Raw genomic sequence first — 20,130 nt, 5'->3', positions numbered from 1 at the left:
TACAAGCGGATATGAACGGACGCTCGGGCGCGAATTCGCTAAATTTGAGCGGCAAAAATTTAGACAAAAACCGCGCTTCCGATGCCGCCTGCTGTGAGAATTTAAGCAGCGAAAAAGAGGGTTGTCGCAAAAGCTTTAGTAGCGTAGAGCAGGGCGAGAACGGATACTGCGCCGCGCAAGGCATCGGAGCGGAAAGCGACACGCAAAGCGGCGTGAAAGATTTGGCTAAATGCAGCACGCGAAGTAGTATGTCTGACAGAGCGCAAAATGGCGCGCAGAGCGGCGCAAATGGTGATTACGCAGGCGATGAGAGCTTTGGCGGTTGTGCCCAGATTCTCGATTACGCGGGTGCTACTAGCATAAAATACTGCGTGGATTCGCTAGCTACGGACGCCGCGAGCTTTAGCGAAAAGTTTGACGCGAGCTCCGCTTCGCAATACGATGCAAGCGGCACCGAGACCGTTAATTGCAACGTAAATTTAAGCTCAAAATGCGGCGTAAGTTCTAATTTTGACGCAAATCGCGGTGTGGGCTTAGACGTGAGCTGCGAAGAGAAAGAAATCTTAAATTTAGGCGAGAATTTTAACGCTAGCTACGGAGAAAATTTACATTCAAACGCAAATTTCATCTATGATTCAAGAAAAAATTCTACTGCGAATTCCATAGAAAATTCCGTCTTCGATCCTGCGCGCAGAGTGTTTGTCTATCTGGACCCGCCGTTTGCGATCAGACAGGGCTTTGGCGGGATTTATGAGCGGATGCTGGCGCTGATAGCGCGCCTAGGCTCCGCGCAGTTCGAGCTGCTAATCGCGATCGAGCATATGAGCGAGCTTGGGTTGCCGCTTAAAATCGGCGATTTCGTGCTGCTTAAATCGCGTAAATTCGGCGCTACGACGATGAGCTACTACGCAAAATGAAAAATTTAAAGCAAATTTTAGATTATTACGCCGATTTGAAAAATTGCGACGCGGATCTTTTCGGCGCGCCCGATCCGCTGCAGGTCGCAAAGCAACATCGAAACGACGTCGTAGCGCTTATTTGCGCGCTGTTTGCTTACGGTAACGCGGCTCAAATTTTAAAATTTCTCCACTCGCTTGATTTTTCGCTTTTAGATGGGAGCGATGAGCGCATGAGAGCGGAGCTTGCGGGCAAAAAATATAGATTTCAAAGCTCGCGCGACGTCGCTGAAATTTTTATAACTTTAAAGCGGCTTAAAAATAGTCTTAGCATCGAGGAGAGCGTGCTTCGCGGCATGCAAAAAAGCGGACGGATCGAGGATGGGATAAATTTTTTAATCGGCGAGATTTACAGATTAAATCCCTACCGTAGCCCTGGGTATGAGTTTTTTTTCGGGCGCGGTTTCGCGCAAAAGCCCACGTCGCCGTACAAGCGCTACAATCTCTTCCTGCGCTGGGCGGTGCGCGACAGCGACATCGATCTGGGGCTGTACAGAAAGATCGAAAAATCGCGCCTCCTCATCCCGCTCGATACCCATACGCATAAAGTTTCGCTTAAGCTTGGGCTGATCGATCGCAAGAGTTACGATTTTGAGGCGGTTTTGCAGCTTACGCAAAGCTTAAGACGCTTCGATCCGAGCGATCCCATCAAATACGACTTCGCGCTGTATCGCCTCGGGCAGAGCGGCGAGATAGATAAAATTTTACCCGAACTAAGCGCGAGTTTAGGTAAAACTGCGAAGTAAGTCGGCGAAATTTTATCTGGTACGAGCGGGGCGATGAAATTTTATGAAGTTTTAGTGCGGCTGTGCGGCGGAATTTTGCGCTGTTTTGCCGCATAAGTAGGGCTGGCTTTATGGATTTTGCCGCGCGCCTTAAGTATAGCGCGTCGAAATTTCATAAAATTTTAGCAAAAGATCGCTTTATAAAATTCTGCAAATTTCACGGATAGCTGCGCGAAATTTATAGGGCTATCTTGTAGAATTTGGGTAAAATTTCGCCGCTTTGCATTGCTAAAATTTTATAGAATTTTGCAGCTTGTGCGTGACGCGATAAAATGCATGGAGCTAAAACGGCAATCGCGCGGTAAATTTCATAAAATTTAAGCAGGAGCCGTGCGGCAAAATCCGATATAATTCCGTGGAATTTTATAAAATTGCATGGAATTCTAGCAGGCGCTCGTATGCACTTTGCGGTGCATGAGCGGTTTGCGATCGTAATTGCGAGAATTCTGACAGGCGTTCATAGCACGTGCCTGCGTGATTTGAAAAAAAAGGACAAAAATGGAGCTTGAGCTTTGGCAGTTTGCGGTGCTTTTTGCAGCGGCGTTTTTCGGCGGATTTATCGACTCGATCGCGGGCGGAGGCGGGTTGATTTCGCTGCCTGCGCTGCTTGCCGTGGGCGTTCCGCCGCATGTAGCGATCGCTACAAATAGATTTCAAGGCAGTTTCGGAAGCTTCACCGCCGCTTTAAATTTCATCCGCAAGGGTTACGTCGATGCGGCGGAGATCTTGCGCGGCGTAGTTTTTACGTTTATCGGCGGACTCGTAGGCGCTTATGTCCTGCTTCTAATTGATGCGAAATTCCTAAATTACCTCATTCCGATCCTGCTACTGGCACTTTTCTTTTATATGATTTTTTCGCCAAACCTAGGCGAAGTGCCCGCAAAACCCAAGATGTCAAAAAATAGCTTTTACGCGATTTTTGGGCTTGTTTTGGGCTTTTACGACGGATTTTTCGGTCCGGGCACAGGCTCTTTTTGGACGTTTGCGATGGTTGGAATTTTAGGGCTTTATATGAAAAAGGCGGTCGCGCACACGAAGGTTTTAAATTTCACCTCAAATATCGTCTCTTTGGGCGTTTTTATCATCGGCGGGCAAATTTTATGGCTCGTCGGAGCGGTGATGGCGGTCGGACAGATCGCAGGCAGCTTCGCAGGCTCAAGTCTAGTGATGCGATGCGACGTGAAATTCGTGCGCAAGATGCTTCTGTTCGTCGTTGCCGCGACGATTTTAAAGCTACTTTACGGACTGATTGCAAATTGATACAGACCGATTGAAGGCCGATCGCAGACCAATCTCAAGCCAAAATCATAGAATTTTATACAGGATTTCGTATAAAATTTCGCGTAAAATTTTATGAACCCTCGCCGATATGCTACGGCAGCGCCGATCTTGCCGCCTCGATGGTGCTTAGTTTGCTGCTGCGGCGCCATCTTGCCGCAGTGTCGCACCAAATTTACTGCTACACTGCAAATTTAATTGTAGTGTCGATTTTATCGTAGCTTCCGTATCTATTGTGCTGCGACGGAGCCTAGCTTGTTGCTGGAATAACGCGCGAATATTGTCGTAACGTCGCACCGAACTTGCCGCAGTAGCGCAGATCTTGCTGTAGGGTCGCGCCAGTCTCGCTTTGATGGCACTAATTTCCCGCTGCTGCGATGTTGATTTTATTGGCGTTACGTCGGATGCCTTGCTTGTCATGAGGTCTTTGATTTTATTATTTTGGTGGCGCTGATTTTGCTCCGCTACATCGACAACTTCGTTGTCGCGCTTGCTACTGAGAGGATTTTAATTGCGTTGCGCGGTGTCGCATTGATTTTTTTATGACGGCGCTGTTCTTTCTGCTGCGATGGTAGCGATTTTGGCGCTGCTTTTACCGCCCCTTCGCCCGTATCACTACCATAGGCGGCTTGATTTTACTGGTCGAGACATTGATGATCTTACTACCGCAAGGAATTTAATTTATTACCGTAACGATGCCGATGAAGTTTCGTCCATTCGCATCGGCTAAATTTAGCCGTACTGTCCGTATCTATTTTGTCGTATCGCCATGCATTCATTCAGTGCCGCTGATAGAGTTGTCGTATTGCCGAGCGCGTGGCGTTATCATGCTCGCATTGATGAAATTTAATCGGGCACCGTCACGTACGCCTCTTTCCCGCTTACTTGCTTTTTAAAATACACGCCACCGTTAGCGAGTCGTTTTACTCGCCCTGTGCTCGTGCCCACAGTTCAACCATTTGCTGTGCAGATTCGCCGCCGTGCCCGTATCGATTAAATTTAGCCGCACTTTCACGCTCTGTTTTCTGTGCCCGTCAGCTCTTTTAAATTTGCCGTTTCGCCGCCACAGCTCGCTATTCCGCGCTAGCTTCTCGCATATTGTCCGCTGTATTTTGTGCGATAAATTTAACCGCACCGCTGCGTTTGCCATTTCATTCTGCTATCGTAGGCGAAATTTTGCCCATCCATGCCATTTAAATTTCACCGCATTGCAGTGTTTGCATAAACGAAATTTAGCCGCCCCGCGCTTATTAATTTTACCGTGCCACCGCTTTTTCGCCCATTAATTTTAGCTGCACCGTCGCGCCCTCTACACCCGCAACCTCGTTCGCGAAATTCCGCCGCCTAAAACAAAGTTAAAATATTTTGCGATAAAATGGTCGAAATTTTTCACAAAGGATTTACTATGCAGATCATCTCGACTCCCGATGCGGCGCAGGCCATCGGACCGTACTCCCAGGCGATCAAGGCGGGCGGACTCATCTTTACCTCGGGGCAGATCGCGCTTAAGCCGGACGGCGAGTTTGTCGCGGGCGGCGTGGAGGCGCAAAGCAGGCAGGTTTTGCAAAACCTCGCCGCGATCCTGAAAGAAGCGGGCGCGACGCTGCAGGATGCCGTCAAAACGACGATTTTTCTGGCCGATATGGGCGATTTTGCCGCGGTGAACGAGATATACGCAGCGGCGTTCGGCGAGCACAAGCCCGCTCGCAGCACGGTGCAGGTCGCCATGCTCCCCAAAGGCGCGCTTGTGGAGATCGAAGTAATAGCGCTGGCTAGGGCTTAGCGCTAAATTTAGATCGCTAGAACTCTGCCGGTTCGCGTTTGCGGTCAAAATTTTATGCGCGGACTGCTCGAAATTTTAAACGGCTAGCTTTGGTTTTGAAGCCGAGCGTGCTTTTAAATTTAGATTTTCAAAGCCGCGCCAAATGCTCGCGGGTTTATGCAAACAGCGCGTCTGGTGCGCTAAGGCATTAAAATTTTTCGCTCGAAACGGGATCAAAACGATAGAAAAACTTATTCAAAAATCTAAAAATATCGCAGCCGCGGGGCGCAGCGACATAGAGCCCGCATGGATCGCGCAGGCACAGCGGCGGCTCGGTTTCGCGCTGCCTGCGAGCTATAAGCAGATGCTGCTAAGATACGCCAGCGTCAGCGCGGCGGGGACGGAGCTAAAAACGATCGCGCCGCCCGAGTTTGCGGATAGTGCCGACGCCGACATCTGCTACACGCATGATGTAAATCTAAAAAACGGGCTATTCGCCGCGGACGAGCTTGTGTTTTTGCAGCTCGAGGACGAGGAGTATTATTTTAAAATTTCGCCTGCAAGCGACATAGCGGACGGCTCGCCCAATACGGCGCGCGGCAAGACGGCGAAGAGTACGAGCGGCAAAGCCATGGGCGCGACGGCGCGTGATACGGTCGTCGCGACGGTAGCCGACGGTGCGGAAAATAGGGCATCTGGCGACGAAGCGCGCGCGGAGAGATCGCCGGATGCGGCGCACGATATGAATGTCGAGGCGGCAGATGAAACGACGTGTAAAATTGCAGGCGCGACAACGAGCGAGATGGCAGACGAGGCGGCAAATGGAGCGACGAAAGAGATAGCGAGCGAAGCGGCAGGCGATGCGCCGTGCGAATACAAGGTCTATGTGCGCGACTACGCGCAGAGTGAGGATAGGCTGTTCGCAGACGATTTTTATGGGTTTTTGGAAAAATTTTAAGATGAAATTTAGAGCAAAAAATCAGGAGAGGCGAAATGGGACTGTTTGACATTTTTAAAAAGCAAAATTTTGACGTCGATGTACGTTCGGACGGCGTTTCTATTGGCGGCGTAAACTGCGGGTTTGGTCTGGCTAAATTTAACGAAGCCCTGGGCCAGCCGCGCGTGATTGATGACGGAGAGGGTAAAAGCCGCTATTTTTGGGATGAGGCGGGGATTTTTGCTTTCGTGCGCGCAGGCGAGCTCGCAGAACCGAAGCTTGCCGAGATAATTTTGATGCTTGAGGTCGCAAAAGGCGTGCAGCACGAGGTTCCGCGCAAGCTCTACGGCGGCGCGTTCACGCTAGAGGGCAGGCCGCCGCTTGAGGCGGTGCCAGAGCAGGAGCTGCGCGGCGCATATATATTTTTGGAGCTTAGCCTGGGCAAATTCGAAGTATCGCTAGCTTTAGCCGAGGCCGTGCAGGAGCGTATAGGCGCGATGGATTTCGCCGAGCGCTTCGCTAAGCGCGACACCGACGAGATCGCAGACATCGTGCGAGCTGCGAAAATGCCGATAGGGCGCGTCTGCATCAATCAAAAAGAGAAAAAGCTAAAGCGAAAGCCGAGCGATAAATTTAAGCTTCCGTGCGCGGCTGGCGAGACGCTTCTGTTTAAAAATTTCAATTTCAAAATCGCCGTGATGAACGAGCTGATGTATGAAAAAGCCCTGCTACAGCCTAAATTTGACGTGTTTGAGTACTGCGAGGAGCGCGGCATCGATCCGTATGCGGATTTTGGCGCCCTGCCACAAGCCAAAAAGTGGTTTAAGAACTACCCGATCCCCGCAAATCTGGCGGAGCGGGTGAGCGAGCTCTATCTTGACGGCGGAAATGAAATTTATCTGAAAATCGCGCCTGATTGGGACGGCGAGGACGGGCTTTTTGACATCAAAAATATCGATGCTGCCGAGCTTGCGCAATTCAAAAATCTTAAAAAAATCGAAACGACCGGCATCGGTATATCGAAAAAGGCGCGAAAAGCATGCGCAGATGCGGGGATCGCGGTAGTTGATTAAGCGCGTGAAAATGGACTTTGAGCCTTACGGCGCGCGTTTTTGAGAAAATTTAAATAAGCTTAAACTCTCGCGGCACGTTCTTTAAAAAGGTCACAATCGTTACTGTGCCGCGCAAAATTCTACTTATAGCAAGCGCTATAAATGAGCTTTGAAAGGCGCTTGGCAAAGCATCTGACATGTCTAATTTGGCGCGCGTTACAAAGCTTTGAGAAAGCTCGTTTGCAGCGTAAGAGCCACGCCGCTAAATGTGCGAGATGAGTGTGTTGCGAGAGTAAAAATAGTTCGCTTTTTGATTTTGGAAAAAATCGCTGCGTAGCAAGGGGATTAAATTTACGGCTTTTAAATTTTAAAATTTACAAAGAGCGGCGCTTGCGGCTTTGAATGTGCGGCTAAATTTAGATTTCATAAAAGATTAAATTCTAAGCGCGGTTAAATTTGCGTCTTTAATTTTGCTTGTAGCCTATGTCGCACTGCAAAACAGAGTGCGAAAATAGATCGCATTTGCGCGCGATCAGCGCGGAGCAAATTAAAATTTCGTCTTTGGAATTTAGTCTGAATTTACGGCTTGCATCAAGAAAGTATTTTTTGTAAGCCGATATTGAGTAGCCAAGAAGTGTCTTGAAACTTAGCATCGGCGGCTTAGAAAGTATTTTGGAATCCGCGCCAAGAGTGTGAAATAACAAAGCACGGCGTTGCTTTGCTGGTTTTATCACGCCGCTTCGAGGCTAAATTTCATAGTCGCATAAAGCCGTCGTCGTAGCTGCCTTCTAGCTTGCGGCGCATATCCTCGCGCCATTTTGGCGTAAGCGTCGTAAGTAGGTTAAATTTTGCTAGCAACCCTTCATCGAGGCGGTCGCCGTAAAATAGATGATTTAGCTCCATCACGCTCATCATAGCGGGGTCGCGTCCCACGACGTAGATCTCGTCGCCCGCGCGGCACGAGCCCGCCTCTAGCACGCGGTAGTACCAGCCGGTAAGTCCGCTGCGCGCGATCTCCGCCGTCATCTCCGCGTTGCCCCAGCGCATCGAGAGCTTGTAGCAAGGCTTGCGCGGCTGGCTTACTTGCAGCACCAGCGAGCCTATGCGGTGCACATCGCCGATGCAGACGTTTTTCTCGTGTAATCCGCTGATCGTGAGGTTTTCGCCCATTGCGCCGTAGGCTAGATTTTTAAGCCCCAAAAACCTCTCCCACGCGGCGTAATTTTGCAGCGAGTTGGCAAAAATCGCCTTCTCCTCTCCGCCGTGATGCAGCGTGTCGGCTACCGCGTCGCCCTCGAACCCAAGCTCGTTTGCGCGCACTTCGCCCGCTCTAGCTTGCTTAAAAATCGCCGTCTCCCAGCGCCTTTTTAGAGGCTGCGTAGCGCGCTCGTCGCCGTAAGCGCGCGGTTGCCCGGTCAGCAATGCCTTTAAAACGGGCATTTTTCGCTCCTTAAAATTTGCATGCGTTCTCCTTAAATCATAAAATTTAGGCTAGGATTTTAGCTAGAAAAGAATTTTAAAATTCTAAATTTTGCGGCGATTTTGCGCTAAATTCCAAGTGCGGGCTTGAAATTTAGCGCGCGGCGTTATTTGTAGTCGTTCACGTCGTAGCTTTTGCCGTCGTTAAAGTCGCTCAAAAGCCGCACGACGACGGGGCTAAGTAGGATGATTGCGATTAAGTTGGGGATCACCATCAGTCCGTTAAACATATCGGCTAGCCCCCAGACTAGGTCGATCTTTTGCACGCTTCCGATAAATACGAACGCGACGACTAAAATTTGCAAGAGCTTGACGAATTTTGCGCCCAGGAGGTATCGCACATTGATCTCGGCAAAGTAATACCAGCCCAAAATCGTGGTAAATGCGAAGAAAAACAGGCAGATCGCCACGAAGCCGTAGCCGCCGCTGTGACCTAAAATTTGCGATCCGAAGGCTTCCTGCACCAGCGAGATGCCCGAAAATACCGCCTTGCCGTTTTCGAAGGCGACTACGTCGGTGCTAAGCACGACGAAAACGGTGATGTTAAGCACGATGAATGTATCGACGAAAACGCCCATTATGCCGAGCACGGCTTGATCTACGGGGTGTTTGACGTTCGCCGCGGCGTGTGCGTGCGGCGTCGAGCCCATGCCCGCTTCGTTTGAAAAGAGTCCGCGCGCGATGCCGTATCTCATCGCAGTGGCGATCGTAGCGCCAGTAGCGCCGCCCCAGGCAGCCGATGGATCGAACGCAGCTTTGAATATCAGCGCGATGACAGATGGAATTTTGTCGAAATTTGAGCCGATGATGATGAGACCCACCAGCACGTAGCAGATCGCCATTATAGGCACGACCTTTTCGGCTACGCGCGCGATTGCCTTGACGCCGCCGAAAAAGATGACGCAGCAGATGAGCGCTAAGGCCGCGCCGCTCACCCACTTCGGAATCCCGAATGCGCTGCTAAAGCCGTCTGAGATGGAGTTTGCCTGCACCATATTACCCATGAAGCCCAGAGCAAAGATGATGGCTAGCGCAAAAAACGCCGCTAAAGGCTTGGCAAAGGGGCTTTTAAGTCCGCGGCTGATGTAAAACGCGGGCCCTCCGATCATATGCCCGCTATCGTCCTTGGTGCGGTAAATTTGAGCCAGGCAGATCTCTGCAAAGTTCGTCGCCATGCCCAAAAACGCCGCGCACCACATCCAAAATATCGCGCCCGGTCCGCCCATAACTAACGCGGTGCTGGCGCCTACCAGGTTGCCCGTGCCGACCTGTGCCGCGATCGCCGTGGCGACGGCTTGGAACGAGCTCATGCCGCTTTTGCCCGCAGCCTCGCCGTGCAGGGAGAAGTTGCCAAAAAGCTTGCGCGCGCCCATTCTAAATTTAAAAATTTGCACCAGATGCAAGCGCGCCGTAAAATACGCGCCGGTGCCGCAAAGTAGGGCGATCAAAAAGTATGGACCCCACAAAAAGGAGTTGATTACGTCAATTGTGGCGGTGAGTTTGTCGAGAAAATTTTGCATGATCTTTTCCGTGAATTTAAGATGCGAAAATATATTTTAAAAACTCTTAAATTCCTATAAATCGAGAGAAATTTAAGCGAAATTTTAAAGCGTTTTTATAATTTTACTCAAGCATTAAGCAAAGCGGTATGTGCCGTTTGCTCTGCATGCCAGCTTGCTTGGCAAGAAGCTTATAATTAGCGCCTTAGCTACCTAAATTTGCAAAGCAATCAACTGAAATTTTAAGCCTATTCATCACCGCCTTCGATTTTGAAAACGAACATCTTGCACGCGTTGCAAAAGGCGGGGATTAGGCTAAATAGGCGCGCTTTGAGGCTCCAGTGCTCGCGGTACATTTTCATCATCGCGGCCTCCTTAATGAAGCGGATGCGGGCGGGCTCCCAGCTCTGCACCTCCGCGCCGCCGTTGATGCCCATTTTAAAGGGCACGTTTTGCATGTGCCGCATCGCGTCGTGGCGCTTGGAGTCGAATTTCCTAACCGAAAACTCGCTCATGAAGTCGCTCAGCACGTAGCCGCTAAATTTTTGCGCGAGCGCGATAAAAAATTTTTTAAATTCCTCTTTCTCAAAATACATACTCACGCCCTCTAAAATAAATATGTAGCCCGCGCTGCCGTGCTTTGCGACTAGCTCGTCCATCCACGAGGGATCTAGCATCGAGTAAGGCAGGCTGAAATTATTCTTTGCTTTGGGCAACAGCTCGTCGCGCACGGAGATGACGTCGGGCAAGTCGAGGTCGTAAAATAGGGCGTTTGGTAGGGCTTTTTGCAATCTAAGCGGGCGGGTGTCGAGCCCCGCGCCGAGCTGCACGATGATAGGGCGATCAAATTCTTTAGCTAGCCGCAGCGTCTCGTCGTCGAAAAATTTCGCGCGGATCACGGTGCCCGTCTTGCTAAGGCGCGCGTCGTTAAATTTCGCAAAATCATAATCGATCTGTTCGACCACGGCGCTTGAAAAGGGATCGTTTAGGATCGGATCCGCGTCTTTGAAATCCAAATGGCGCATATAGACATTGATTAGCAGCGTCTCGGAGACGTTATTTTTAAAATTTAACTTTTGCATAAAGTGCCTTTCTTGCGGTATCGTTGCGAGCAAAATACTGCTTATTTTTAATATGCATTATTATATCCTTACTAAATAAAATTTCAATAAAATGATATGAGTTTTTATTTAGAGATAGAATTTTAAATTCGCGTCGCGGGTTTTGGCTATAATATTGCCGCGTAAAGCTCAATAAATTTTTGAAATTTTACGCGATGCAAAGCGCGGGTAAAATTTAGAATTTTAAAAGCTATAAAATTTATTAGCTCTGGCGACCCAGATACGCAGCCATAGTGCGGATGGTAAATTTAATCCGCACAGCTTTATCTTTGTCTAAATATTTCATTGTATAATTCTTAGCTTTTGGAGGTTATATGGAAAAATCGCGGCTGGGACTACTGCAAACCGAGGCTATCGCCACGCTTAGCGACGAGGAGCTTGCAATGTTCGAGCACCAAGTCATCAAAAAAGGCTATGTTTTTTATAGCGAGGCGCCTAAAGTTTTTATTTTTAAAAGTGGGCAGGCGAAGCTTTCGTTTTTTGAAGACGGCGAAGAATTCATCATCAACTACCTAAATAAGGACAATATCACCATTCTTAATGAAATTTGCGCGCTTGAGTTTTTAGAGGACAGCGAGATTTACACGATCGATGCGAGTGGACTAGGGGAGATCTTGGCAAATCGCAGCTTTTGCGAGGCGTATATAAAAATTTTAACAGAGATAATCCTGTTGCAGCGCAAAATCACACGCTCTATACTTTTTGAAAATGCAAAAGGGCGCATCGCGAGCTTTTTGATCGAGCTTGCAAACGAGCAGAATTTTCATCAAAATGGCTACAAATACGTCTTTTTGCCCTTTTCGCTAAAGGTGCTTTCATCCTTCGTAGGGCTCAAGCGTCAAAGCGCGAGTACCGCGTTTAACGAGCTTGTAAAAGATAACGTAATTCAAAAAATCAGCCAGCACGAGTTTTTGATCCTGGACTACGACAGGTTGCTTAGCTACTGCGTTTAGGCTCGGGCTAGAGTTTTAAAGCATTTATGCGGCTTACGTTACGGCTTAAGCGCGAAATTTTGTCTAAAGTTACGGCGCAAAATTTTGCCTAGATTTACAGCGTAAAATTTTTATCAAGAGCTTGGTTTTGGAATTTCATCCCAAATTTAGCTTAGGATCTCGTCTAAAATTTTAACTTATATAAAATTTGGGTTTGTGATCTCGTTTAAAATTCTGTTTTGAATTTACTTAAAATTTTAACGTGCAATTCGCTTTTTGATTTTATCCGCTATCCTAAAATGCAAAGCTTTGGAATTTTAAATTTAGTGGCAGGCTATGGAATTTAAAATTTTGAATCAAGCTGGAATTTTATGGGTTGCAATGGAATTTAAAATTTTGAATCGAACGAAATTTTACGCATCGGAATTTTTAAAATTTAAGAAATTAAAAATGCGCGGCAAAGTGCCGCGCCGTATTTTGTTTATATCGTGCTGAAGCGCGATAGATTAGTCTTTCTTTTTCATATCGTATTTATTTACCATAAATCCGACCAAGCCTACGAAAAATAGACCGCCGCAGATGTTACCTAGCGTAACCGGGATCATATTTTTAACGATGAAATTTCCCCAGTTTATTGAATCTATTTGAGCTGCCGTTACGCCGTGAAGCGAGCTTGCAAGAGCATTTACATCGCCACCTGCAGCCGCAAGATAGTGGCCTTTAGCGATGATACCTTCGGTTAGGATAAACATATTTGCAACGCAGTGTTCCATCGAGCAAGCTACGAATGCGCCGATCATCCACATAATTGCAAAGAATTTACCCGATAGATTGCTCTCGCTGGTCGCAGTCCAGATAGACATACATACAAACACGTTACAAAAAATTCCGCGGATGAATAGCTCATGAAAAGGTGCATTTATTTTGCCTGCTGCTGCAGGAATGAAGTGCTGTAAGATGTAGCCATCATATTTAAGCGGAAGTCCTGAGTAATAATACATATACGCGATTAACGCGCCGCCTACGAAGTTAAAGCACCAAACGATAGCCCAATAGCCGATAGTTTTACCTAGCGGTAATTTGCCGTCGGCAGCAGGTACACCCGTTAAAACCGAGCTGGTAAATAGATGCCCGCCGTAAAAAACCACCATCATCAGACCGCAGCTAAAGGTAATACCACCGATGAAATTCGATAAGCCAATAGATTGCTTTTCAGCCATTCCGACGGTCGAGTGAGCCCAGAAAATATCGCCCATAGCGATTGCAGCGCCCGCCATTATAGCTAGAAAAATTATGCTAATTAGCGGGGTATGCGCCTTGTGTTGCATCGAACTAGACACCGCTTGCGCGGTTTCTGCAGGATTTAACATTTACTCCTCCTCATTTAAATTTGAATCAATCTCTAAGATACGCTCATAAGCTTTTTGCGCGCTTTTTTTTGCGCTTTCGCTCAGTCCTTCTTTAAAATCAAGGACGTTATCTAGCAGCACGCTGATGCCCAAAAACAGCGTCTTTGGGCAAATTTTGCGCAGATAGCTTAGAAGCACCGGCGTAGGTAGGTTATGCGTCGAGTATATGTAGTCGCGATCATTGCTGAGGTCGAAAAATTCTATCTTATCCTCATCAAAGCCGCTCATCGCATCTACTACGATCAGAATTTCAGGGGCGAATCCCCTAAGGGCCGCAAATTCGTTTTCGGGCACATCCTGCCCGTAAAAAACGCGCCAGTCCTTTAGGTTCGCCTCGACTATTCGCCCTGTTTCATTGCCCACGTCGTCGTCACCGCGAAGGGGATTGCCGATACAAAGCAACGCCTTTCGCATCAAAAATCCTTCCTTAGCACGAAGTATCCTTCGCGCATATTTTTTAGTAGATCTTTAAGCTCACATTCGCAAAGCTGAGGGATTAGCTTGGCTGCGTGCTCGGCAAAAATTTCAATCTCGAAATACTTGCTTAGGTTACCGATCTTAAATTTAACGTAGTCGCCCGAGTTTTCGATGATGCGTTTAAATTCTTCATCGTCTATCTCAAGTACCTTTTCGCTAAAATCTATCGTACCCACGCCGTGACCGACGCAGGTGGAAAAAACCTTGATATCCTTTAGCTCTTTGGGTAAATTTTCGTTTTCGTCCATATGCCGCTTTGTAAGCTTAAAAACCTCAATCATCGTTTGCTCCAGACCTCTTTTTGCGGATCGATCTTAAATTCCTCCGTAGCGCGGGCGTATTTTAGATACACGTCATTGTGTAATAGCGCCATGCACTCCGCGTATCTAGGATCCTCTTCGGTATGGATAGCGTTAAGTAGAGCCTCGCGAGAAGCTTTTGGATCGTGAACGTCAGATGAGGTTTTGATCGCATCCATGTATTTAGCGAACAAAACTCTTCCGAAAATATAGCTCATCAGCCTCTTAGCTTCAGCTTGCAGATCGCGCTCGAATAAAATATCGCCGATAACTGAACTCTTAACCGGTGGCGGAAGAGTGCTATCTTGCTCGTAGCTCTTCTTTTGAAGCTTTTGATCGATGATGCCAAGCGCCATGCCAAGACCATAGATGATGCTAGCAGGATGCGGAGGGCAGCCTGGGATATATACATCTACCGGCACAATCTTATCGATGCCACTCCATACGCTATATGCGTCGTGGAAAATTCCACCGCTGCTTCCGCAAGCACCTAGTGCTACTACGATCTTCGGATCGGGCGCGGCTTCGTAAGCGCGAAGCAGCGGATAATACATCTGGCGAGTAACCGGGCCGGTGCAGACTAAGATATCTGCGTGGCGAGGGTTGGCTACGAGTTTAAATCCGAAGCGCTCCGGATCCCACATCGGCGTGATAGAAGCAAAAATTTCGATTTCACAGCCGTTGCAACTTCCGCAGTCGATACGATAAACGCTGAAGCTTCGTTTGATATTTTTCAAAAGCTCCAATTTTGCGGTTAGATCGTTTGCGTTTTTAATATTTTCGGGGACTTGATACAAACTCATTTTATTGCCTCCTCTAAGCCTTTAGTCATTCTCTCAACCGCTTGAGCTTTTTTGCATTCAGGGCAGATGTAGAGATATTTTTTAGCTTCTTCTAATCTGCCTGGGAGCAAATTTGCCGTACTTAACTTTTCTAGCGTGTAGTTGATTAGTCTTTTTGGGGTCATCGGCTTGCCGCAGCAGCTGCATTTCTCCATCTCAAGCTCGCCGTGTTGGATAAGCGCGCTTTTGTCAAATTTTACCGCTAGCTCAAAGCTATTGCCTAGCCTTACCGCTCCCGTAGGGCATACCTCGTCGCAGCGACCGCAAAATATGCAGCGTCCGCAATCGAATTCCCAAATAAGTTTAGTTTGGGCTTCGTTCATCTTAAGCTCAATCGCATTAGATGGGCAGGCGATTCCGCACGCGGCACAGCCTATGCAAAGCTCATAGGTGTATTCAGGCTGCCCGCGAAAATTCTCGGGCACGATGTATGGCTCAAACGGATAAGCATAGGTCGCCTTACCATATTTTTCGGTAATGTCGAATAATTTCATCATCTTAAATCCTTTTTGCTAACCTTGCCGTCTTGGCAAAATTTCTTAAGGTCTTTTTCGGTTAGAATTTTACTCTTTCCGCTATTAATATCGACTAAAGTTACGCGCTCGGTGCATGAGTAGCACGGATCCATCGAGCATACGATTAGCGCCGCATCGGAGATGTTATTTCCGCGGAATTGAAATCGCAAGCTCGGCCAGTTGTTATACGTAGCGGCGCGACATCTCCAGCGGTAAACCTTCTGAGCGTTTCCTTGCATGATCCAGTGGACGTTTTCGCCGCGCGGTGCTTCGTCGTGACCTAAAGCGTAGTTTTCCGGTCTGATCATAGTCTGTGGATCGATCATTATCGGAGTTTGCGGCATTTGATGCAAGCACTGCCTGATGATGTGGATCGATTGTTTAAGCTCTTTATATCTTACGACTTCACGGCTGAATACATCGCCACCGTGCTCTACGGCTACTTCGAATTCTATCTTATTGAAGAAATCGTAAGGATGATCGTAGCGGTTGTCGCGTTTAAAACCGGAAGCTCTCATATTTGGACCTACCGGGCTGAAATCGCGCGCCACTTTGCGATCTAATATGCCCACACCCTTCCAGCGACCGATTTGGCGTTTATCCTCCATAACGGCGTCCCAAATTTCTGAAATTTGAACGTCAAGTTTATTAATGATCTCGATGCTCTTGCGAATTTCATTATCGGTCATATCACGGCGAAGTCCGCCCATAATTACATTGCCGTAAGTCTTGCGACCGCCGGTTACGAGCTGAGCTAGCTCCATAGAATACTCGCGCACCCTAAAGATATGCATAAAGGCGTTGTAGTTACCCGTTACTTCGCAAGCTAGACCGATATTTAAAAGATGGCTGTGAAGGCGCTCGATCTCAAGGCAGATGACACGGATGGCTTGCGCACGAAGCGGAATTTCAAGCCTGATAGCTTTCTCTGCTGCTTCAATACACGCAATCGCATGAGCGTAGCCGCAAATTCCGCAGACGCGCTCTGCTAAATAGCCCATCTGATCGTAGTTCATTCGGTTTTCAGCTAGTTTCTCCATACCGCGGTGTTGATAAAATAAGCGGTAGTCCGCATCTATAATCTCATCGCCGTCGCAAAATAGTCTGAAGTGTCCCGGCTCATCGCTCGTTACGTGAAGAGGTCCAAGCGGAACATCCACTACGCCGTCACCGCTAGGAAATAAAAACTCTGCATTAGGCTCGTCTTTATGATCTACAGGATCAGGCCTATAGCGGTAGTCCATTGCGTCTTTGCGAAGTGGATGAAGCCCATCTGGCCAATCGTCGCTTAGCACCAAGCGGCGTTTATCAGGCAAGCCCTCAGCGATTAAGCCGAACATATCGAAAGCTTCTCTTTCGTACCATACGCAAGCAGGCACTAAAGGAGTAACCGACGGGAACGTAGGATCCGATCCAGGAATTAGCGTCCTAACGGTGATGAAGCATTTATCCTCTGCGGCGAAATCCTCCGCTTCAGTCATCTTACCGCCTTCCATAGATATCGCATAGTAAAGCGCGAAATTTCCGTTTAGCTCGCGCTCATCGTTAGGGATCATCGTGCTGATAAAACCGCCGATGTCATAATATAGCGTCTTAACCGCAAGCGGTAGATCATTTCTATCCACTAAAACGGTGATTTGATCCTCGGCTTGGCGGGTAACTTCTAAGACCTTGACTTTGGTCTTTAAAATTTCTATAAATTTATCGCCTCTCATTTTTAACCTCTCATCATTATTCTAACGCCGTTTTCGACGAGCATCCAAAAATCACCTACGTGCCATACGCCGAAAATTATCACTAAAGCGCAAAGCAAGATTAGCGGTAAATTTTCAAACAAGCTCATCTCTTTAGCATAAACCACTTCACCTTTAGGCGTACCGAAGCTCGCAAGATTAAAGTGCGCGAAGTCCGCGATGAAAATAATTACGAGCGCGATCGCAAATAATGCTACGGCTATGTATTGACCGCTGGCTATCGCGCCTTTGAAAACGTTAAATTCGCTTACAAAGATCGCAAACGCAGGAACGCCTACGAGCGAGCAAACCGCAGCACCAAACATTATCGTAGTAAGCGGAGCGATTTTTACCATACCGCCCATTCTAGTCATATCTTTGTGACCATAAATTCTAGCAATATTGCCAGTAGAGCAGAATGCAAGAGCCTTGGTAAAGCTGTGAGCTAAGCAGTGAAAGATCGCGGCAAGCAAGCCAAAATATCCGCCGATACCTAGCGCAAATGCAATAACACCCATATGAACGACCGAGTGGTAAGCAAACATCCTCTTTACGTCGTGCTGGCGAACGAGGAAAATTCCTGCTATAAATAGCGTGATCGTGCCCGAGATCAGCATCACGTGCTTAACGAAGTCTGGCCCTATCGCTTCGGCGGTTACCGCGTAATATCTAAATATCGCTAGCATCGCACATTTTAAAAGCACACCCGAAAGTAGTGCCGAAATCGGAGCTGGACCTTCTGCGTGAACGTCAGGAAGCCAAGTGTGAGTAGGAGCAAGTCCTGCTTTGGTTCCAAAGCCGATTAGAGCGAATATAAAGATAAGCTTAGCGGCATCTTTGTTTAAGCCTTTGGCGTGATCCATAATGCTAGTCCAAAGCATCGAAGCCTCGCCATCGCCCGTGATTTTGAATGTAGCCGCATATAGTAAAACGGTAGCATAAAGCGCGAATGCTAAGCCGATCGAGCAGATAACGATATATTTGTAACCGCTCTCGGTAGATTTTTTGTCTTTATGAATAGCGACCAAAAATACCGATGCTAACGTAGTGGCCTCTACTGCAGCCCACATAAACGCGACGTTGTTGCAGATAACGCTAAGCGTCATCGTAAAAACGAAAACGTGGCAGAGCGCATAGTATTTTCTAAGATCGCTAAGATCCAGATGACCGCCCTGTATCTCCCACTTCATATAGGTGGTGGAGTATAAATTTACCAAAAAGCCCGTTACAGCGATTAGCACTAAAAATACGCAGCCTAGGCTATCTAGGAATAGGAATTTATCGTATGCGTAAAAAGCCTCAAAGTTGCCGCTGATAAGCTTGCCTACGTTACAGAGTAGCCCTGCGGATGTAACTGCAGAAATCAAAACGTGTAGCGAGCTTAGGAGCTTGAAATTCTTAGGGCATAAGAATAATATCAGCGCTCCGAGCAACGGAAAAATTAATATAAAAGCTAAACTATTCATCATTAACCCCTTAAATTCGAAGCTTTAGACGTATCAAGCCCGTCATAAGCTTTGTAAAATCTAACCGCCAAAATGCTCATAATAATAACCGCAAAGATCGCGTCGGTTAAAATTCCAAGCTCGACTAGCTCGTGAGAGTTGTAAGCCATAAGTGCAAGGCTTAGGTGGATGCCGTTTTCAAAGAGGCAGTAGGCTAGAATTTGCTTGATGAAAGAATTTCTTAGCATGAAGCCGAAAATTCCCATCATAAATACGGTTACCGCCGCTATTAGAACGATTCTTTCTTGAATAAGAGAGAATTTAAGCAAGATCGGATTGATTGTCATCGCAATCGCTAGCGAAAATCCCATCGCAATAACGGGGCTTACGAAAAAGCCGCCTACCGGCTCATCCTCGCTGATCACATCCAGCTTTTTAACTAGCCAAAATAAAATTCCTGGCACGAAAAGAACCTTCGTAAAAAACGCCACTATCGCCCAAATTCTAAGCTGTGGCGCATTAAAGTTAGAATACAACATAAAAAATATGCTTACCAAAAGTAGCGTCTGAATCGCGTAAATTCCGATCGAAAGTTTTAAATTTCTAAGTCCGAATACCGCGAGTGACGTTACGATCATACAAATTGCTAAAATATCGATACTATTCATCTTAAAATCCTACTACGTAAAGCGTTAATGCCGCAAAAGCGATGGCAAGAGCGCCGCATGAAATTTTGCGCATGCTCGAAGTCATTCTGAAGCGTGGTCCAAAGTTGTCGATGAAAACGGCTGCTACGTAAAATACGCCGGTTTTTAGCACGAAGATTATGATTGCTAAAAACGGATTGCTAAAATTCCACGGCTCAAATATCGTTAGGAATAATCCGATCATCGCAAATTGCTTCAAAATAAGCGCCGCTTGCACTAAGCCTAGATCGCTGCCTGCGTATTCGCCAAGTAAACCTTCTTGAAGCTCTTGCTCGGCTTCGGCAAGATCAAATGGCTTTCTGCCGGTCTCGACATACATACACCATAAAAATGCAATCGAGGCGACGGCAAAGCTTGGAATTTGATAGCCGATCTGACCGCTGCGTACCATCCCCTGAATCTCAACTAAATTTGAAGTTCCCGCAGCCATCATTACTACGATTAGGCACATCATCATCACGGGTTCGACAAAAACGGCAAGCATCTGCTCGCGTCCGCCGCCGGTTGCGGCAAACGGGTTACCGCTATCTAGTGATGCCGCACCGAATACGAAGCGCAAAAGTGCGCCTAGATATAAGATAACGAAAATATCCGAATATGCTCCGAAAATTTTATCGGTGGTTGGATCGCTGTAAGTAATAGGAATAGCCGCCAAGATCGCTGCCGAAGTAGCGAAAAGGAAAAACGGAGCCCATCTAAATACCCAGTGGCTGCACGCAGGAACGGTTCTACCGCGCTTAAAAAGCTTAATAATATCGCGGTAAGTTTGAAAAAAATCGCTTCCTTGTTTCGACTGAAGCTTGGCTCGAAGTTTTCTCGCCATACCGTCGAAAAGCGGAGCGACTAGGACGATAACCGCTACTTGAAATATCATTAAAAATATAGTTTGTATAGTCTGCATC

The 20,130-nt window shown here is 47.4% G+C and carries 20 protein-coding genes; 7 read left to right on the top strand and 13 right to left on the bottom strand.

Annotation, left to right across the window (positions count from 1 at the left end):
* Positions 1 to 11: 11 nt before the first annotated feature.
* The 6 genes from Q0460_RS05870 (at position 12) to Q0460_RS05845 (ending at position 6,791) form a co-directional block, all read left to right on the top strand.
* Positions 12 to 917, top strand: a complete 906-nt coding sequence (locus Q0460_RS05870; protein WP_367178670.1) for an RsmD family RNA methyltransferase — start codon at positions 12 to 14, stop codon at positions 915 to 917.
* Complete coding sequence (locus tag Q0460_RS05865) at positions 914 to 1,702, top strand: TIGR02757 family protein (protein ID WP_298978838.1); 789 nt, start codon at positions 914 to 916, stop codon at positions 1,700 to 1,702. Before Q0460_RS05870 ends, Q0460_RS05865 begins: the two co-directional genes overlap by 4 nt.
* A gap of 537 nt (positions 1,703 to 2,239) precedes the next feature.
* A complete protein-coding gene (locus Q0460_RS05860) occupies positions 2,240 to 3,001 on the top strand; it encodes a TSUP family transporter (RefSeq protein ID WP_298978836.1) in 762 nt (253 codons plus the stop codon).
* A gap of 1,423 nt (positions 3,002 to 4,424) precedes the next feature.
* Entirely contained in the window at positions 4,425 to 4,802 is a 378-nt protein-coding gene (locus Q0460_RS05855) for a RidA family protein (protein WP_177386894.1), read from the top strand.
* Between the two features lie 142 nt (positions 4,803 to 4,944).
* Positions 4,945 to 5,739 carry a hypothetical protein gene (locus Q0460_RS05850; protein WP_299085837.1) on the top strand — a complete coding sequence of 265 codons (795 nt, stop codon included), beginning with the start codon at positions 4,945 to 4,947 and terminating at the stop codon, positions 5,737 to 5,739.
* Between the two features lie 35 nt (positions 5,740 to 5,774).
* Entirely contained in the window at positions 5,775 to 6,791 is a 1,017-nt protein-coding gene (locus Q0460_RS05845; protein WP_299085834.1) for a hypothetical protein, read from the top strand.
* A 443-nt stretch (positions 6,792 to 7,234) separates the two neighbouring features.
* On the opposite strand, the gene Q0460_RS05840 is transcribed toward Q0460_RS05845, so the two are convergent.
* The 4 genes from Q0460_RS05840 to Q0460_RS05825 form a co-directional block, all read right to left on the bottom strand.
* Positions 7,235 to 7,423 carry a hypothetical protein gene (locus Q0460_RS05840; RefSeq protein ID WP_299085832.1) on the bottom strand — a complete coding sequence of 63 codons (189 nt, stop codon included), beginning with the start codon at positions 7,421 to 7,423 and terminating at the stop codon, positions 7,235 to 7,237.
* 100 nt (positions 7,424 to 7,523) lie between these two features.
* Positions 7,524 to 8,210, bottom strand: a complete 687-nt coding sequence (locus tag Q0460_RS05835; protein WP_299085830.1) for an MOSC domain-containing protein — start codon at positions 8,208 to 8,210, stop codon at positions 7,524 to 7,526.
* Between the two features lie 146 nt (positions 8,211 to 8,356).
* Positions 8,357 to 9,769 (bottom strand): sodium:alanine symporter family protein, encoded by a 1,413-nt coding sequence (locus Q0460_RS05830; protein ID WP_299085828.1) that lies wholly within the window; start codon positions 9,767 to 9,769, stop codon positions 8,357 to 8,359.
* A gap of 227 nt (positions 9,770 to 9,996) precedes the next feature.
* On the bottom strand, positions 9,997 to 10,830 hold the full coding sequence (locus Q0460_RS05825; protein WP_299085826.1) for a class I SAM-dependent methyltransferase: 834 nt from the start codon (positions 10,828 to 10,830) through the stop codon (positions 9,997 to 9,999).
* Positions 10,831 to 11,183: 353 nt separating this feature from the next.
* Between Q0460_RS05825 and Q0460_RS05820 the strand changes: the two genes are divergently transcribed.
* Positions 11,184 to 11,822 (top strand): Crp/Fnr family transcriptional regulator, encoded by a 639-nt coding sequence (locus Q0460_RS05820; protein ID WP_005871915.1) that lies wholly within the window; start codon positions 11,184 to 11,186, stop codon positions 11,820 to 11,822.
* A 485-nt stretch (positions 11,823 to 12,307) separates the two neighbouring features.
* Here Q0460_RS05820 and Q0460_RS05815 read toward each other — a convergent pair whose 3' ends face one another.
* Genes Q0460_RS05815 through Q0460_RS05775 form a run of 9 tightly spaced genes read right to left on the bottom strand, consistent with a single transcriptional unit; the run spans position 12,308 to position 20,129 of the window.
* Complete coding sequence (locus Q0460_RS05815; RefSeq protein WP_005871911.1) at positions 12,308 to 13,171, bottom strand: formate/nitrite transporter family protein; 864 nt, start codon at positions 13,169 to 13,171, stop codon at positions 12,308 to 12,310.
* On the bottom strand, positions 13,172 to 13,624 hold the full coding sequence (locus Q0460_RS05810; protein WP_299085825.1) for a hydrogenase 3 maturation endopeptidase HyCI: 453 nt from the start codon (positions 13,622 to 13,624) through the stop codon (positions 13,172 to 13,174).
* On the bottom strand, positions 13,624 to 13,968 hold the full coding sequence (locus tag Q0460_RS05805) for a formate hydrogenlyase maturation HycH family protein (protein ID WP_005871907.1): 345 nt from the start codon (positions 13,966 to 13,968) through the stop codon (positions 13,624 to 13,626). Before Q0460_RS05805 ends, Q0460_RS05810 begins: the two co-directional genes overlap by 1 nt.
* Entirely contained in the window at positions 13,965 to 14,789 is an 825-nt protein-coding gene (locus Q0460_RS05800; protein WP_299085823.1) for an NADH-quinone oxidoreductase subunit B family protein, read from the bottom strand. The genes Q0460_RS05805 and Q0460_RS05800 overlap by 4 nt, the downstream gene beginning before the upstream one ends.
* Positions 14,786 to 15,325 carry a formate hydrogenlyase complex iron-sulfur subunit gene (locus Q0460_RS05795; RefSeq protein WP_005871902.1) on the bottom strand — a complete coding sequence of 180 codons (540 nt, stop codon included), beginning with the start codon at positions 15,323 to 15,325 and terminating at the stop codon, positions 14,786 to 14,788. The genes Q0460_RS05800 and Q0460_RS05795 overlap by 4 nt, the downstream gene beginning before the upstream one ends.
* Positions 15,322 to 17,058 carry an NADH-quinone oxidoreductase subunit C gene (locus Q0460_RS05790; protein ID WP_299085820.1) on the bottom strand — a complete coding sequence of 579 codons (1,737 nt, stop codon included), beginning with the start codon at positions 17,056 to 17,058 and terminating at the stop codon, positions 15,322 to 15,324. The genes Q0460_RS05795 and Q0460_RS05790 overlap by 4 nt, the downstream gene beginning before the upstream one ends.
* 2 nt (positions 17,059 to 17,060) lie before the next feature.
* The gene (locus Q0460_RS05785; RefSeq protein ID WP_299085818.1) at positions 17,061 to 18,542 is read right to left on the bottom strand and encodes a hydrogenase 4 subunit F; all 1,482 of its coding nucleotides are present in this window, start codon (positions 18,540 to 18,542) and stop codon (positions 17,061 to 17,063) included.
* A 2-nt stretch (positions 18,543 to 18,544) separates the two neighbouring features.
* Positions 18,545 to 19,189: a hydrogenase 4 membrane subunit gene (hyfE, locus tag Q0460_RS05780; protein ID WP_299085816.1), complete on the bottom strand. Its 645-nt coding sequence runs from the start codon at positions 19,187 to 19,189 to the stop codon at positions 18,545 to 18,547.
* 1 nt (position 19,190) lies between these two features.
* Positions 19,191 to 20,129 carry an NADH-quinone oxidoreductase subunit H gene (locus Q0460_RS05775; protein ID WP_299085815.1) on the bottom strand — a complete coding sequence of 313 codons (939 nt, stop codon included), beginning with the start codon at positions 20,127 to 20,129 and terminating at the stop codon, positions 19,191 to 19,193.
* Position 20,130 lies beyond the last annotated feature (1 nt).

Origin of the sequence: uncultured Campylobacter sp., from assembly GCF_937980635.1 — a bacterium.
Lineage (GTDB): Bacteria > Campylobacterota > Campylobacteria > Campylobacterales > Campylobacteraceae > Campylobacter_B.
Note: the sequence above shows the minus strand (reverse complement) of the source record. Positions and strands in the feature narration are given on the sequence as shown.